Source organism: Paenibacillus sp. ALE3 (genome assembly GCF_054113405.1).
Window position 1 is genome coordinate 5,713,013 of record NZ_CM134214.1, and the last position, 16,350, is coordinate 5,729,362.

At 45.4% G+C, this 16,350-nt stretch carries 19 protein-coding genes; 13 read left to right on the forward strand and 6 right to left on the reverse strand.

The genetic code is table 11. The features are described from left to right. Nucleotides 1-5 precede the first annotated feature (5 nt). From ACXHJ2_RS25690 to ACXHJ2_RS25740, 11 genes are all read left to right on the forward strand, one after another. On the forward strand, nt 6-1,466 hold the full coding sequence (locus ACXHJ2_RS25690) for a lipase family protein (protein WP_165079820.1): 1,461 nt from the start codon (nt 6-8) through the stop codon (nt 1,464-1,466). Between the two features lie 39 nt (nt 1,467-1,505). Further along, on the forward strand, nt 1,506-1,802 hold the full coding sequence (locus ACXHJ2_RS25695) for a WXG100 family type VII secretion target (protein ID WP_013373572.1): 297 nt from the start codon (nt 1,506-1,508) through the stop codon (nt 1,800-1,802). A 504-nt stretch (nt 1,803-2,306) separates the two neighbouring features. Further along, a complete protein-coding gene (locus ACXHJ2_RS25700; protein WP_013373571.1) occupies nt 2,307-2,651 on the forward strand; it encodes a hypothetical protein in 345 nt (114 codons plus the stop codon). A gap of 175 nt (nt 2,652-2,826) precedes the next feature. After that, the gene (locus ACXHJ2_RS25705) at nt 2,827-3,900 is read left to right on the forward strand and encodes an ABC transporter substrate-binding protein (RefSeq protein ID WP_165079819.1); all 1,074 of its coding nucleotides are present in this window, start codon (nt 2,827-2,829) and stop codon (nt 3,898-3,900) included. Next, entirely contained in the window at nt 3,900-4,829 is a 930-nt protein-coding gene (locus ACXHJ2_RS25710; RefSeq protein ID WP_165079818.1) for a nucleoside hydrolase, read from the forward strand. Before ACXHJ2_RS25705 ends, ACXHJ2_RS25710 begins: the two co-directional genes overlap by 1 nt. A 27-nt stretch (nt 4,830-4,856) precedes the next feature. After that, nucleotides 4,857-5,678, forward strand: coding sequence for an ABC transporter permease (locus ACXHJ2_RS25715; RefSeq protein ID WP_165079817.1), 822 nt, complete (start codon nt 4,857-4,859; stop codon nt 5,676-5,678). Nucleotides 5,679-5,684: 6 nt separating this feature from the next. After that, the gene (locus ACXHJ2_RS25720; RefSeq protein ID WP_013312456.1) at nt 5,685-6,473 is read left to right on the forward strand and encodes an ABC transporter permease; all 789 of its coding nucleotides are present in this window, start codon (nt 5,685-5,687) and stop codon (nt 6,471-6,473) included. Between the two features lie 16 nt (nt 6,474-6,489). After that, nucleotides 6,490-7,548: an ABC transporter ATP-binding protein gene (locus tag ACXHJ2_RS25725; RefSeq protein WP_165079816.1), complete on the forward strand. Its 1,059-nt coding sequence runs from the start codon at nt 6,490-6,492 to the stop codon at nt 7,546-7,548. 28 nt (nt 7,549-7,576) lie between these two features. After that, entirely contained in the window at nt 7,577-9,304 is a 1,728-nt protein-coding gene (locus ACXHJ2_RS25730; RefSeq protein WP_165079815.1) for an adenine deaminase C-terminal domain-containing protein, read from the forward strand. A gap of 302 nt (nt 9,305-9,606) precedes the next feature. Further along, complete coding sequence (locus ACXHJ2_RS25735; protein WP_040102650.1) at nt 9,607-10,083, forward strand: Dps family protein; 477 nt, start codon at nt 9,607-9,609, stop codon at nt 10,081-10,083. A 150-nt stretch (nt 10,084-10,233) separates the two neighbouring features. Then, on the forward strand, nt 10,234-11,397 hold the full coding sequence (locus ACXHJ2_RS25740) for a nitric oxide synthase oxygenase (protein WP_165079814.1): 1,164 nt from the start codon (nt 10,234-10,236) through the stop codon (nt 11,395-11,397). 24 nt (nt 11,398-11,421) lie between these two features. Here ACXHJ2_RS25740 and ACXHJ2_RS25745 read toward each other — a convergent pair whose 3' ends face one another. Beyond that, nucleotides 11,422-11,583, reverse strand: coding sequence for a hypothetical protein (locus ACXHJ2_RS25745; protein WP_165079813.1), 162 nt, complete (start codon nt 11,581-11,583; stop codon nt 11,422-11,424). 121 nt (nt 11,584-11,704) lie between these two features. Between ACXHJ2_RS25745 and ACXHJ2_RS25750 the strand changes: the two genes are divergently transcribed. After that, a complete protein-coding gene (locus ACXHJ2_RS25750; RefSeq protein ID WP_165079812.1) occupies nt 11,705-12,163 on the forward strand; it encodes a hypothetical protein in 459 nt (152 codons plus the stop codon). Nucleotides 12,164-12,233: 70 nt separating this feature from the next. On the opposite strand, the gene ACXHJ2_RS25755 is transcribed toward ACXHJ2_RS25750, so the two are convergent. The 5 genes from ACXHJ2_RS25755 to ACXHJ2_RS25775 form a co-directional block, all read right to left on the reverse strand. Beyond that, on the reverse strand, nt 12,234-12,671 hold the full coding sequence (locus ACXHJ2_RS25755) for an AbrB/MazE/SpoVT family DNA-binding domain-containing protein (protein WP_013373561.1): 438 nt from the start codon (nt 12,669-12,671) through the stop codon (nt 12,234-12,236). Nucleotides 12,672-12,856: 185 nt separating this feature from the next. Beyond that, a complete protein-coding gene (locus tag ACXHJ2_RS25760; protein WP_013373559.1) occupies nt 12,857-13,576 on the reverse strand; it encodes a 3-ketoacyl-ACP reductase in 720 nt (239 codons plus the stop codon). Between the two features lie 119 nt (nt 13,577-13,695). Then, a complete protein-coding gene (locus ACXHJ2_RS25765; protein ID WP_165079811.1) occupies nt 13,696-14,547 on the reverse strand; it encodes a DUF4097 family beta strand repeat-containing protein in 852 nt (283 codons plus the stop codon). Nucleotides 14,548-14,551: 4 nt separating this feature from the next. Then, a complete protein-coding gene (locus ACXHJ2_RS25770; RefSeq protein WP_165079810.1) occupies nt 14,552-15,103 on the reverse strand; it encodes a DUF1700 domain-containing protein in 552 nt (183 codons plus the stop codon). Continuing rightward, on the reverse strand, nt 15,096-15,425 hold the full coding sequence (locus ACXHJ2_RS25775; protein WP_013373556.1) for a PadR family transcriptional regulator: 330 nt from the start codon (nt 15,423-15,425) through the stop codon (nt 15,096-15,098). The genes ACXHJ2_RS25770 and ACXHJ2_RS25775 overlap by 8 nt, the downstream gene beginning before the upstream one ends. A 380-nt stretch (nt 15,426-15,805) precedes the next feature. Here ACXHJ2_RS25775 and ACXHJ2_RS25780 point away from each other — a divergent pair, with 380 nt between their 5' ends. Continuing rightward, a complete protein-coding gene (locus tag ACXHJ2_RS25780; RefSeq protein ID WP_165079809.1) occupies nt 15,806-16,339 on the forward strand; it encodes a DUF6985 domain-containing protein in 534 nt (177 codons plus the stop codon). Nucleotides 16,340-16,350 lie beyond the last annotated feature (11 nt).

The window sequence follows — 16,350 nt, forward strand, 5'->3', positions numbered from 1 at the left end:
ATTAATTGCAGTATATTAGCGAAAAAACGTACTGGAAGATAGCAGATGAGGCTTACCAATTGGATATTGATCCAAAGACTTATAAGAATGAAGATATTCCTGGTTGGAGGGTTGTTGATTTAGACGAGAAACTAATACATGACACAAATGGTTCTGGATTCGATGCTACCGTTTTTCATAATGAGGATAGCAATCAGGTGATCATAGGGTATAGGGGTACAGAGCCAGGAGGAAGACCACTATGGAGTAGAATGATGGACATAGGAACAGACATCAACGATGTCATGGGTGGACGAGCAAAAAATCTAAATCAACTTCACGATTATTATGTAAATAATCAAGAAGAGATAGAAAAGCTCCCATTACAGGTACAAAGTTCATTTCATCAGTATGAAGCACAGTATCAGGATAATCAATTTACGAAAGCTCAAACACTGTACGACGAAGTGAAGAAGAAGTACCCCGCTGCCGAAATATCTACAACAGGTCATTCTTTAGGCGGTGCAGAAGCAGAATATGTTGCAGTGAAGAATGGTTTATCATCCGTAAGTTTTGCTGCTCCGAGCATTGTACATTTATTACCTGAAGATCTTCAAAAGAGAGTAAAAGCAGGAGAATTCAAGAAGACTAATGTGGCTTTTGCCCATCCCGGAGATAGCGTTGGTGGGGGAGCCACTAAGGCTAACCAACATGTGGGGGAAACGTACCATATTGGGAGTGATTATAAGACTGCCAATGTAGCCAAGTTTACTATTCCTGTTTCAATTCCCTTGGAAAGAAAAACCGAATTGGAAAGACTTTTTCTTGGCCCCAAGTGGACTCCCATTGTTTATGTTCCGATTACATTACCTATGATGCAGCAAGATGCATTCACCAAATTCTATAATTCTGTATTAGGTGGAGAGAAAACTCATGGCATGGAGCATTTCACATTTGATGAGAACGGCAATATCAGCAATCCGCTGTACACTATGGACGGACAATTGGTAGAAGGTAATCCGCGGGTGCAGGCGTACGAGCAAATGCTGGCCGCACAGGCAGAGCTTAAGCAAGTCATGGGCAATTTGGTCGAACGCTACGGGGGACAATTAGGTGCCTTCGGGCAGTTTGCTGCTAATGCACTCGGTGTGAATTTGATGGGAGCAGGCCAAAATGACCGCGCTAATGGTGGAGCTTATTTTGTAGGCAACAAAAATGGGGGCACAATTCAATTAACACCCGAAGAGCTAAAGCATGCGGCAAATCAGATGCGTTCTAGTTTACATGGATTTTCCAGTGATACCCGTGCGTCCATTCAGTTATTTCAGGCTCATATCGGGACAAGTGAAAGTCAGTCTTTGACCCCGCTTGCGCATAGTGCTACGGCGACACTGGATCGAATTAATCGCTGGTATCAGGAGTCGATCACAGAGATAGCAGAGTATATCGATCGTAAGGGCCAGGAATTTACGATGGTGGATCAATAAGAAAGAGCAGCTGGAAGAACACAACAGGAGGCGAAAGAGATGAGCAGAATATCTTTGAGCCTGGGGGATCTGCGGAGAGCTGTACAGCAGTGCGAGCAGCTAAGGCAAAGACTTCAGCATCAGGAGCAGCAGATGAAAAATATATATAGTCGTCTGCAAGACTGGCGAGGCGAATCGGCTGCTGAATTAACACGCAAAATGGAGGCGTTTCTCCAAGGAACCACATTACGGATTCACGAGTTGGATGAGCATAAAGAGCAGTTGAAACGTTATATTCGCAAAATGGAAGAAGCTGATCGACGGGAAGAAAAGCGTAAACGAGCAGCACAATGGTGACAGGCGTATATCATAGCTAACTTTATGCTGTTGTGGCCAGCTACATAACTTACAAGAACCGTACTATCGCTAGGAGACTTCTGCGGGGTACGGTTTAATTGTGTGTACATAAAAACTACATATATACTACATATATAGTAGAAGGAAAAAAATATCTCACGGAATGCGGCGATAGTAATCTTGAAGTCTGCATCTTAAGGTTGCTGTTATTTTGGAGCATTGTTGTACGAGCTACAGTTAATGTAAGTTTCATCTGATCGATTGAAATAGTAAATTGTTTCCTTTCGTTGTTATCGTCCCTTTGGTAGGATGGATCTAAACCGAGATTTTTGAGATCAGTGAGTATAAAAATGTCGCAAAGCTACAAACTTCGACATATTGTTCGCTTTTTCGCGATATACGTTATTGAATCAGGGATTTTTGTTTGCTATTTAGCGTATATTTATGTATAATCTATCGTGTTGAAAGATTGATTGTACGTAATATGCTGATGAGGGTGGGTTCATGACGCTGCTCGACAGTAACGAAAGCAAAAAGCGGATGTGCCAGATTTACAATGAAGTTTCAAAGGAACTGTTCGGCTTCGGGACCACGCTGTTGCGGGCCACCGTTGAGAACAACATTGTTACCTTTGTAGCGAAGCACCGGCGTTCTCCACGCTCGGCGGCATTGGAAGTGGAAGCCCCTGGCTTGAAGCTGGAAGTGGATTTCCGAATGTCCATGCTGTATAAGAAGAGACTTCGCGAGAAGCTGATTGAGGATATGGAGCTCGATATAGAAGCTTTACTGCGCGATTATGATTCAGCAACGCAGTGGGCCATTACGAACATCATACTGAAAGAGTCCTAATAAAATTGGATATTCGGCTTTTCGCTTCGGATCTATCTGAGGGGAGAACCTGTTATAACGCGCAGCGGGATCAACTTATTCTTTGTTTACGAAGAAAAGTATTCTTGTTTTACAAGAGTACTTTTCTTTTTTGTGTCATAAGGTGTGCAGAATAAAAAAACAGGGGGAGTTTCATATGAAAAAGTGGTTTAAAGGATTTATGGCTGTGACCTTGGCATCTGTGGTACTGGCAGGTTGCGGCAGCAATGCTACTAGTGGTCAGACAGATGGAAAAGATGGCTCAGCTGATGGGAAAAAGAAACTAGTTATTTCCACATGGGGCTTCTCCGAGGACTTTTTTAATAAAGAAGTGTACGAGCCTTTTGAAAAGGAACATAACGTTGATATTGTTGTAGAAATCGGAAATAATGCGGAACGATTGAACAAAATCAGTCAAGGCAGCACTGATGTCGATCTGATTTATCTGTCTGATTATTATGCCCAACAGGGAATTCAACAGGGGCTATTCGAGAAGTTGGATCGCAGTAAAGTGCCAAACTTGAACCAAATTTATGATATTGCCAAAGCACCACTGGGTGAGGAATATGGTCCTGCTTATACAGTTGGACGTCTTGGTATTGCCTATAATCCAGAGCTGGTGAAAAAAGATGTGACCTCCTGGGCCGATCTGTGGGACACGGAATTCAAAGGAAACGTGACTCTGCCGAATATTACGGCAACGGCTGGCCCGATGATGGTAGACGCGGCTTCCAAGGTAGCGGGTAGCAAGGAATTTAATGAAGACCAAGCCTTTGGGAAGCTGAAGGAGCTGAGTCCGAATATTGTTAAGTTTTATAGTAAAACGTCCGAGTTCGTAAACATGTTTAGCCAGCAGGAAATTGCAGGCGGTCCGATTATGGAAATGTATTTCAAAGATTTGCAGGCTGCCGTGCCAGGTGCGAAATTTGTAGCTCCTAGTGAGGGTGCTTATGCAGTCATGAACACGATTAATGTAGTGAAAGGCTCCGACCAGAAGGAGCTGGCTGAGGAATTTATCAACTGGCAGCTGAGCAAGGAAGTTCAAGAAAAATCCGCCAAAGCAAAGGTTGATTCTCCGGTGAACACGCAGGTGGTACTGTCCGGTGCGGATACAGAGGGAATTACGTACGGTGCAGATGTAGTGAATAAGCTGACCAAGCTGGATATGAAATTCGTTAACGATCATATCAAGGCATGGACAGATCGCTGGAACCGGGAAGTTGCACAATAATGAAAAAGATCATATTAGATGTAGATACAGGCATTGATGATGCGTTGGGTATTTTACTTGCGGCCAAAAGTGGTCAGCTGGATATCCAAGCGATTACTACGGTATGCGGGAATGTTTCACTTAAACAAGCAACACTGAATACATGCAAAATCCTCAACCTGCTGGATAGACCGGATATTCCGGTCTATCGGGGGGCAGAGGCTCCATTAATACGCAAAGGCCTGCACGAGCACCGTGTTCATGGAGAAGACGGCATCGGAGGTGCATTGAGTGGAATAGTCCCAGCCATCTCTGCATCCGAAGGTTTTGCACCGGATATCATCATTGAGACCGTGATGGCTCACTCGGGGGAAATAACGCTGGTTTGCACCGGACCACTCACCAATCTGGCGTTGGCGCTGTTGAAGTGTCCCGATCTGACGGATCACGTCCATGAGGTCATTTTTATGGGCGGCGTTATTCACGGATGCGGCAATATCACACCTGTAGCGGAGTATAACATGTACGCTGATCCTGAAGCCGCACGGATCGTATTTCACGCGGGGTTTGGTCGATTGATACAAGTGGGGCTGGATGTAACACGCAAGGCGCTGCTGACTGCCGATCATGTTGCTCGTCTGACTCGTCCAGAGATTCGTAATTATGTAGCTGAAAGCACAGCCGTGTATACCAAGCGTTATGAAGAACGCAACGGGGTAAAAGCGTGTGCACTTCATGACCCGCTTGCCGTGGGTGTGGCTTTGAATTCGAGGTTAGTAGATACCTCGTTGTTATATGTCGACGTGGAAACCTCCAGTCGCATATGTGACGGACAAACGGTAGGCGATGTGCAGAACCGCCTCAATCACAGTCCTAATATGAATGTGTGCGAACAGGTGGACAGCGAAGCTTTTCTGGAGCTGTTTATCCAGGTGCTGAACAAGGAATAACATTTTGATAACCGCAAGGAGCTACCCATGAAGAAAACATACTTGTATTGGCTGCTGCTGCCAGGTCTGCTCTTTCTGGCGGTGTTCATGGTCATTCCGATTGTGTTGACGATCGGTTCGACCTTCGTACAGAACAGCTCATTCACCTTAGAAGGCTATCTCCATTTCTTCAAGGACCCTTATTTTCTGAAAATATTGCTGACTACGCTGGAGGTCAGTGTCGTAACGACTCTCGTATGCGTATTGCTCGGTTTTCCGACGGCTTACTATATTTCACGAAAGGCCCCGCGTCATAAAGGGATTTTGCTGGCGCTGGCTATCTTTCCCTTGTTGACGAGTCCGGTGGTGCGGTCATTCAGCTGGATGGTCATTTTGGGTCGCAAGGGGTTATTAAACAACGTGCTAATGAGTTTAGGACTCGTGGATGAGCCGCTAAATATTTTGTACACTCCGGCAGCGATGATTATTGGTCTGGTCCATTTGTTTTTACCGCTGATGATTATTTCATTGATTGGTGTGCTTGAAAATATTGACGGTGATCTTGTCCATGCTGCTCAGAGTCTTGGAGCCTCCAGATTCAGCGCATTTCGTAAAATTGTATTCCCGCTGTCTGTTCCGGGTCTGATCATTGGAAGCATTCTTGTTTTCGTAGGCAGCCTGACAGCTTATACGACCCCAGCACTGCTGGGAGGGAAACAGCGGGTTATCGCTACATTTTTGTACCAAAATGCGATGACGCTTAACGACTGGTTTTTAGCCTCTGTTATCGCAACAATTATGATTGCTATTACATTTATCGTGGTCGGTCTCTTAAATAAGGCGGCCCATAAACTCAATCCGAAGGGGTAGGTGGATATGCGGGAGAAACATTACGGACTAGGCTTCTTTAGCCTGCTGGTCTTCATCTTTCTGCTCGGTCCGCTGTTGATCATATCGGTCACTTCTTTCGAGCCGGGCACGGTATTAAAATTTCCTCCGCAGGGCTTTTCCTTGCGCTGGTATGAAAATATTTTTGAAGTGGATTTGTTTATGTCCACGTTCAAAACGTCGATTGTTGTCTCTCTGCTAGGCAATATCCTGGCGTTGTTAATCGGTATGCCAGCCGCTTATGCGCTTAGTCGGTTTTCGTTTCGCGGGAAGGATGCACTGAATGCCTTGTTCCTTTCCCCGTTGCTTATACCGGGTATTGTGCTTGGATTTACACTGCTGCGTTATCTGATCATTGTGTACCATTTACCGGTATACGCTGGACTTTTGATCGGACATACGGTGATTATGCTGCCGTTCATTATTAGAGTCATTGCATCCAGCTTGTCTAACTTTGATTTTGCGATTGAGGAAGCAGCGCTTAGTTTGGGAGCTGGACGGCTGGAAACCTTTTTCAAGGTGGTTCTACCCAACATCCGCTCAGGCATTATTGCGGCTATCCTGATTGCCTTTCTGGAATCATTCAACAATGTCGACATTTCCGTCTTCATGACAGGACCGGGCTTCAGCACCCTGCCTATTCAAATGCTGACTTACGTCGAAAATTATTTTGATCCGACGATTGCAGCGATTTCGGTTATGCTGATGATTTTAACGGGTATCCTGATGTTCTTGATTGAACGACTGATGGGATTGTCTTACTTCACTAAAAGGTAATGGAGGCTTCAACCTTATGGCACTGCTTACTCTGGATCGCGTTTCGGTCGCTTATGACAACCAACTGATCTTGCAGGATTTCGATTTGCAGCTCGAACGAGGGCAATTGCTTTCGTTGCTCGGACCGAGTGGTTGTGGCAAAACGACTACACTTCGTCTTATTGCAGGATTTCTCGAAGCTAAACAAGGAACATTTTTGTTTGGTGATAAGGATTATACCCGGGTTCCAGTGAATAAACGGAACTTCGGTTTTGTATTCCAAAGTTATGCGCTTTTCCCGCACTTGTCGGTTTTTGATAATGTTGCCTTTGGTTTGCGGTTACGTAAAGTAAAAGAAGATGATGTGAAACGACGCGTTATGACTATGCTGGATACGGTTAGCTTGGGGGGATTCGAAAAACGTTTCCCTGGCGAATTATCAGGCGGGCAGCGTCAACGTGTCGCGATTGCGCGAGCGCTTGTAATTGAACCTGATCTGCTGCTGTTTGATGAACCTCTGAGTAACCTGGATGCTAACCTGCGTGTAAATATGCGCGTAGAAATCCGCCGTATTCAACAGGAGCTAGGCATCACCACCGTGTATGTATCGCACGATCAGGAGGAATGTTTTTCGATTTCTGACCAGGTTGCGATTATGAATAAGGGGAACATCGAGCAATTAGACGCTCCATCGACCATTTTTAAATATCCGACGACCGAATTTGTTGCCCGCTTTATTGGGTTTAATAATTTTCTAAGCTTTGACGAGCGCACTGAAGAAGGAGAACGTATTCGACTGAATACAGGCGACCTTTCGTTTAGCGTAGTGCGTAATCAGGGCACAATCCAGCCAGGGGCTCGCCAAGGCGCTATTCGCCCGGATGATTTGGTCATTCGAACAGAAGGCAACGAGACAGGAGAAAATGAGCTTCCCGGTGTCATTAAGGTAAGTACTTACCTAGGGCGTAGCTATCAGTATGTGGTAGAGACAGCGAAGGGAAACTTTACGGCTAATCAGGAAATGGACACGCCTTACTTGAGTGGTCAACGGGTTACCCTGCATTTTCCGGCAGACAAAATGGTGCTGGTCCAATAATCAGCGGGTTCGATGAAGGAGATACATCATGCGTGCAGACAAAATGATTTTACAAGTTAAGGTGTATAACAGTTACTACAAGACGTTCGAGGTAGGCAATGTTGCTATACTTGACGGCAAGTTTATGTATATCGGTCAGCGTGGTCTGGAATCTTTCGAGGCTGCTGAAATTGTGGAGGGGCACGGGAAATATATGATTCCCGGCCTGATCGATATCCATTTGCATATCGAAAGTACAATGGTGACACCAGCAACCTTTTCCTATGGACTCATTCGCAATGGGGTCACGACGATTGTACCGGAACCGCACGAAATGGCGAATGTTTTCGGATTGGAAGGTATTCAGGAAATGATGGAGGCCAGCAAAGATTGCGTGGCTGATATGTTTTACGGGATTCCTAGCTCTGTCCCAGCGACACCATTGGAAACCTCAGGGGGCGAGATTGACATCCCTGAGATTGATACTTTGTTGCAAACGAGTGAGATGATCTGCCTGGGTGAAATTATGAATTATGTAGATGTCATTCGTGATCCGGAGAGCAAGACGAACCGCATCTTACGCCATGTTCGTGAGCACTACCCAGAGCTGATCATTGAAGGCCATACGCCGCAGTTGCTTGATCTGGATTTGCATCAGTTGATCTATGCAGGAATAGGCTCAGACCATACCCACCAAAGCATTGAAGGTATGAAGGCAAGAATGGCAGCCGGGATGTTTATTGAGATCCAGGAAAAATCCATGACCCCTGAGGTGATGGACTATCTCATTCAGGAGGACGTGGCACAACATTTTTGCTTCGTAACGGATGATGTAATGCCGGATTCTTTCGTAGAGCGGGGACATCTGAACCATATTGTAAGTAAAGCGATCGGAATGGGCATGAAGCCTGAGGATGCGATTTATGCAGCTACGTTTACTCCTGCTGCCCGGATGCGCATGCATGATCGCGGAACCATTGCGCCAGGGAAAATAGCTGACTTTGTGCTACTATCGGATCTGGAGCAGTTTGATGTGGAGCAAGTCTATAAGGACGGTCATAAGGTATTTGATAAATTTGAGGAGTACCATCAGGCACAGGTAAAGTGCCAGTTCCCTGCCCACTTTTATCAAAGTGTAAAGCTCAATCCACTCACAGAGCAGGATTTTACTGTGAAGTTGGATGTAGCTGATGGCACACATCAATGCCGTATTATGATGGTCAAGGATGGATCAACTTTTACAAGCGAACGAATTGCACCTGCCCAAGTAGAGCAGGGTGAACTGGTATGGGAACATGGTGAACATGGACTCATTGCTACGTTTGAGCGGTATGGCAAGAACGGCAAACGTGCTTACGGTTTGATCGGGGGAGATACGATTAAACGCGGGGCCGTGGCAACCACCTATTCGCACGATAACCATAACTTGTTGGTCGTGGGGCATAACAAGCAAGATATGATTTTGGCTGCGAATACGGTTCTATCCAGCCAAGGGGGCTTTTGCGTAGTTGAAAATGGCAAGGTGCTGTCCCATTTACCGTTAACAGTGGGCGGAATTTTAACAGAAGGACCGCTAGAAATGGTTGCTGCCCACGTAAAGGAACTGCGTTCAGCATTACTGTCGCTAGGCTATCGCCATTACAATCCAATCATGTCTTTAAGTACTCATTCTTTGCCAGTCAGCCCAGCTTTGAAAATTACCGATCACGGCTTGATTGATGTAAACGCAGGCAAAGTTGTACCCTTGATTGTAAGCCCTTCGGAAATGCAAGAATAAAAAAAGAGTCGACCCTTTACGGGGCGGCTCTTTTTTGCTGTGTTTAGTTAATGAGGTGGGTTGCGATTTGTATGAAGCGTTTGCCTGTCCATCAATTCACGTAATCTTCATGATTTAACCATAATAAGGCCTTGCAAAACACATAGATAGTGTTATAATTAAAACAGGATTTAGATTAAGTCTAAATTAATTGCTGAATATTTTTTAGTTTCACGCATGGGATTTAGAAGAAAATCAGACACTACTGCTAGCGAGTATCACTCCAACTATATTAATGATAATAACGAGAGGGGATTTTACACATGAGTACATTAAATCATACGAACGCACCTACACAAGAGGCTATTCAAGAGCTGCACAAAGCTTTAAACCGTCACGTGGCTACCTGGTCTGTACTGTACACAAAACTGCATTATTTTCACTGGTATGTAAAAGGACCTAAATTCTTCACACTGCATGCTAAATTCGAGGAGCTTTATAATGAAGCAACAGCTAATCTGGATACGATTGCTGAACGTTTGTTGGCTATTGGCGGTCGTCCTGCTGCGACCTTGAAGGAGCATTTGCAACTGTCAGCTATTCAGGAGTCCGCAGGCGAGCAGACAGCTGAAGATATGGTGAAGGCTGTTGTAGCTGATTTTAAAACGATTACTGTTGAATTGGCTAATGGTATGGAAGCAGCAGAAGCGGCACAGGACAAAGCAACAGAGGATCTTCTGAATGGCTTGAGAGAAGAAATGGATAAACATATCTGGATGCTTACCGCATATTTAGGATAAATTTCCGGGAGTGATTTCCACGGATATGGAGATCAGGTGAACAAGCTATACATTCCGTTGGTTCCAGCCTGCCGCTGGAGTATAATGACGAATAGGCATGGAAGACCATAGGCTCATAAGGAAGTGAGCTACCGGGATGGGGTGTAGGTTGTGGAAGTGAAACAACAGCTTTTGCATGAAGCGGAGCAGTTTATATATACATGTTATGAGGAGCTGGGCCGAAGCCGCGATGATGCGGAAGCCCGGCTTCTTGATATTCGTCACGACATAGAGACTATTGGAACGTACGATCATACTTACGAAGAGCTGGAACACGGGGCGCTTATGGCTTGGCGGAATAGCAATCGTTGTATCGGTCGCTTGTTTTGGGACAAGCTTTTGGTCAGGGATGCACGTGGAGCGTCAGATGCGACGCAAGTAGTACACGAGCTATTGGAGCATATCCGCATAGGGACGAATGGCGGTAAAATTAAGCCTACGCTTACTGTGTTCCGCGCCTCCCAGCCGGGCCAGCCGAATATTCGTATTTGGAACCATCAACTCATTCGTTATGCTGGATATGAAACGGATCAAGGGGTCATCGGGGACCCGATCTCGGTGGATTTTACGAATGCTTGTAGGGATTTGGGGTGGCAAGGAGCAATGACTGCTTTTGATATATTGCCGCTAGTTGTGGAAGCGGGAGGCCAACCTCCCAAGCTCTTTGATATTCCTGAACATTTGGTGATGGAGGTGCCCATTGAGCATCCGGAACTCTCGTATATAGCCTCTCTGGGGTTGCGCTGGTATGCTGTGCCTATGATTTCAGATATGACACTGGAGATTGGCGGTATCATCTATACAGCAGCTCCGTTTAACGGCTGGTATATGGGGACAGAAATCGGTGCCCGTAATTTTGCGGATACCTTCCGTTATAATATGTTGCCACAGGTGGCCAAACTGATGGAGCTGGATACGACGAGTGAAACAACGCTTTGGCGTGATCGGGCGCTGGTCGAGTTGAACATTGCTGTGCTGCATTCTTTTAAAAAAGCGGGGGTTAGCATTGTCGACCATCATACCGCAGCGGCACAATTCAAGTTGTTTGAGGAACGGGAAGCCAAGGCTGGTCGCGCGCTGACAGGTAATTGGACGTGGCTGATCCCACCATTATCCCCAGCAACCACGCATATTTTTCATAGTTCTTATGATAATCGGCTTGTGAAGCCGAATTTCGGAGTTCAGGAAAAACCCTATATGACGAGACAGGCTAAACCAACAACAGATGTACCGCTGCCGCAGAAGCCGCAAGGCTGTCCTTTTCATTCTGGATAATCTAACGGGAGACTGATTGCTGGATCAGGACTCCGGTTTATCCCATACAACGATCAATAGGGTCGCGATCGGCCCTATGAGCAGTGAGAGCATAAACCAGTTAAGCCTGCTCCGATTTTTGGACTGTGCCAAGCCAGCATTAATAAGGGCAAGCGTTGCCCAGCCTAAATAATAATCTTCCGGCATGGTATTCTCCTTTGTAAAAAGGTATAATATCGTACTGTGTATTGTATGAGTACATTCATAATTTCATAAGTTATATCGTAAATATAACTTTATATATCTTGGTTTGAGGAGCGAAGCTAAGTTGGAGAGAGATCAGGCAGAGCGCATTGTCGCTGAGCTTTTGGAACGAGCTGCTATAGGCGTAACAGTTAAGCTGGAGAAACGTTTTCCTGGTGGACGGCTGATTGGGGGCAAATATGCCATGCATGCTCACGCCATTACCATGTATACGGATGTTATCGAAACACAATGTTTACAGATGTTCGGCAGCGCAGATCGAGTTGAGGAATATTTTACGGTTGTGCTTGCGCATGAGATCGGGCACGCCGCCGATACTGAATTAGAGGGCCTCTCCGATGCGATGGAGCAAGAGAACAGGATCGGGACCCGGCAACGGCTTGCGCTGCAAATTGAGGAAAACGCATGGAACTATGCGCTTAGACTGGTGCCTGAAATAGAAGCAACGTTTATTTCTGCCGTAATAGACGAGTCCCTGCTTGCCTATCGAGTCCCGATTATGGAGCAGTCTGACATTGCGTAATGATGAATGATCCAAGAGCCGTTAGGCTCTTTTTTTATTTGTTTTTAACAAACGAGGTGGACAGACAGATTCAAAGGAGCAGCTTTTTAAGCTGTGACACGCGACCTTGAGACAACTCCAGCATTTCGGCTAATTCTTTTTGAGAGACATTAGGGTATTCCTCCATGAGTTGCTTTAGTTTATTCAGGAGCTCATTCTGATTCCTGTAGCTTCTTCTTTTCTTCGGCTGGACAGGACGTGCTTCACTCAAATGACTGGAGGGATTATCGCTCTTCAGGTTTTCAATACAACTCTTGCAGATCAGATGATCTCTGAAATAGCTTAAATGATCAACGGCGCCACAAAAATAACAAGAAACCCCCGTATATTTGCGAATCATCAGTCCCTCTGGTGTAATAAAAAAATCGAGGGCATCTCCAATATTAATATTCATAGAAGTGCGCAGTTCTTTGGGTAGCACAATACGTCCCAAATGGTCTAGTGGTCGTGTCATTCCTGTGTTCTTCATCATTTTTCCCCTTTCTTGGAATGCGCTTATGGTTGCAGGAATTGTATGTTATGTATGCTGGAAGTACAAAGCGCTTATATTAAAGTTTGTTTTGGTATAGCTATCCTAAAAAAAGCTCCGGCATGACGAACAATTACGTCTGCCGGAGCTTGGTGCAGCCAATGAATCTAAGATGTCATGTCGAATTACTGTGGGTTGGTTGTCCAAATGCCGGCTACTTTTAATTGAACCCGTGGCGGCAGCTTCAATGCAGCTAACGTGAGATCGGCCAAATCCTGCGGCTGAAGCATGCGGTCCTCGTCACCAATAGGCAATCCCGCATTTACAGCCAATTCTGTATTGACCGTGCTTGGTGTCAGCGCGGTAACCCGAATGTTGGATTTGCGAACTTCCTGCATCAGTGCTTCCGTGAATCCCATCAAAGCAAATTTGGATGCGCAATATGCAGAGCCTGTTGCAAAACCTCGTTCTCCTGCTGTGGAGGAAATGTTAATAATATTTCCGCTCTGTTGCGCCAGCATGCTTGGAAGAGCGGCGTGTGTCACATAATAGGTTCCCATCAGGTTTACGCGAATAATACGTTCCCACTCTTCGGGGTCCATATCTGCGACTGTGCCGAAGGTGGCGATGCCTGCATTGTTGATCAAAATATCGACGGCCCCCAGCTCATGCTCCAGTGAAGCTACAGCGGCAGCGGCCTGTGTGCGATCGGATATATCCGCAACAGCACTCACCACTTTCACACCGTATGTACTCCCCAGTGAATCCTGCAGCTTTTGTAGGTCGGTCAATGTGCGTGAGATTAACCCCAGATTAACGCCTTCCTTGGCCAAGGTTTCGGCAATTGCCTTACCGATTCCTTTGCTGGCTCCTGTAATAATGGCTGTTTTGTTCTTAAGTTCCATCCAGTCTCCTCCTTATCACTATATAACGTGGTTGTGCATCTGAGCACATGGTTTCATTATACTAGGTTGAACCCCTTGAACCAAACTTCGCCTCTAATGAGGCATTCATTTAGAGGTCTCTATTTGGAAATATCAATATCCCCTGAAGTGGTTTCGACCTTAATCACGTTCACACTACCGGGAACAGATTCGGGAGTATTGATACTCCCAGAGTCAGAGCGGACATTATAAACACCTTTAAAATCGGGAGCTTGCTTAATCTTCACGTCACCAGAATCAGCATTCACTTCCAAGTTGGCTACGGCACGTTGTGTAATATTTGTCTCCCCTGAGGTTAGGGAGAGAAGACCATTACCGCTATAATCGCGAATGGTGACATCTCCTGAAGTAAGCTTTAGCTCCATATCTGCAGTAAGCTGACTGGCTATAAAGTTACCGGACGTTAGATTTGCGATCAGGTGGGTACTTTGGAGGTTTGTAATCTCGGCAGTGCCTGAAGTAGCGGTGATAGAAGTATTTTTCACAGAGGCATCTTGAAGTTTTACATTCCCTGAATGTGCATCTACCTGCAGATCAGTTAGTGTTTCGCCAGAGGGCATCTCTACGGTAATCGTTTGATCCAAATCAGGAGTGATCGAAAAGAATGACAAGGAAGGGGCCGGCTCCGATTGAATGGTAAGCTTACCGTTCTCAATTCGGGCATTATGAATTTGGTCGGCGACTTTTGTCTGAACTTCTCCGCTGATGCGTATCGTACCTTGGTCGCCAGAGCCAGGAGTGAACAAAATAGAAACATCATCAGAACTGTCCACTTTCAGGTTTTGTAGCTGACCACGTGTGAATGTCCACCTTTTATTTATAGCTGTTGTTTCTTTCATTACTTGTTGATTCCATGGAGCACCGTAGGCCACCATTCCGGCTGCACCGATGACAATGCACAGACCTGCTGCAATAAACCACTTTTTATTCATGTTTTTAGTAAGCTCCCCTCAGGGTAGTCTGATTCCATTTCCAGTATCGTACTGTGCTCTTGACCATAAGGAGTAAGAGATAACGTACTCTAGGCAGCAGCAATAGACCTATACCCGTCAACGTAATAGAGAAAAAGAATTTGGCCGGGTAAAAGGTGCTGTTAAGCGCATAATCAGTAACAGCGAGAAGGGGGGCTACAATGAAGCTGATCGATACCACAGCCAATGAAGCCCATACTGCCCATAGGGTAGCCATAATCGGGATGGAGATTAGCAAATTGAGAAACAACAGCCCTAGGAAAGTAAAAATATTGCGAGCAAAGCTGCCCTGGCGAAGCGGAGGAGAAGCGTTCCAGGCTGCATTGGGAACATCCAACGCTTCTCGAGCAATATCTTCTGGGTTACCCAGCTCATGGGCAATCTCACTTTCGCTTTTGCCATTAACCAACCCGTAGTCAAAATGCTGGCTCAAATCACTAAGCAGCTCATGGCGTACCTCTGCAGGGAGAGGAGAAAGACGCTGTTCCACCTCTGTAAGAAACTGTTTTCTATTCATCGGAATTTCCTTCCTCCAGTAGGCTTGCGACATGATGGACAAAATCATTCCATTCCCGTGTAAGTAGTCTTGTATAATGGCTACCGGTATCGGTTAGCCGATAATATTTACGGGGCGGACCCTCGGTCGATTCCTGTAAATACGTCGTGCAGTATCCCTCTGATACCAGACGGCGAAGCAGTGGATATAGGGCTCCCTCTGCTACTTCGATATGACGGGAGACGGCTTGAGCCAATTCGTAGCCATAGCGGTCTCTACGTCCAATTAGAACTAGAACGCATAGTTCCAGTACCCCTTTTTTGAATTGGATGTTCACATTCACGAGCGATGCTCCCTTCCTGATGTAATCATAATTCATAGGTGTCGTTCGGAATAAGGGGAAGAAACGTGTGTTTGTGCATAATTTGTCACGGGTACTGATTATAAATCAGTAGTCAGGTATAATTTAACATCATGTACTGATTAATGCAAGGTACTAAATTTTTAATAATAAAATCTTCGGGTCAAAATGGGCTGGTTTTCTTTCTTGAAGGCTTACATGAATAGCGAATCTTGTAGAATAAAGTAGTTTCATTTGGAAAATTCTCGATTTCTGGCTGGGTGCACCCATAGGATGTTACTTTAATTTCATTCATTAAAATGATAGATTGTAAAGTGTTCAATAGAGTTAAAGATTACCTATGATGAAGAGGTGGATAAAGGATGGACTGGAAACACTGGTATAGGGAATTGGAACAGGATGATGAGACTTGGGATGTGTCGGAGGAGGTTGTACTACGTGGTGTGGTACATCTTGATTTTTGCGGGCAGCCATCGGAGGTAGAAGCTGAATTTATCGTGGGAGCCGACTCTGAAGAACAGGCACAGACTATAGAAGAACCTACAGAGCTGCAAAAAAAGACATGGGAGACGTATATGGCATGTTCGTCAGAGATCCATCCTCAAGTGTTGGAGTCCATACACCATTATTATGTAGACATAGTGGAAAAGTATCGGAAGGCATACAGCTCATGGGGAGAGGACCCTAATGAATATGCGCCTTATGTGGAGCGACCAGAGCAATTGCTGGATCGAATGCAGCTTATATCTATACTGATTTCCGACTCATCGGAAAAGGATGAACTATATTTGAATTTTAGTTGCTCCTGGGATCGAGAGCATGGCTTAGGTGTACATCTGAAGCAGATAAAAATCGAGCATATTCAAGGTGCATATACATTATATGACTTGGAATAAATAAAACCCCC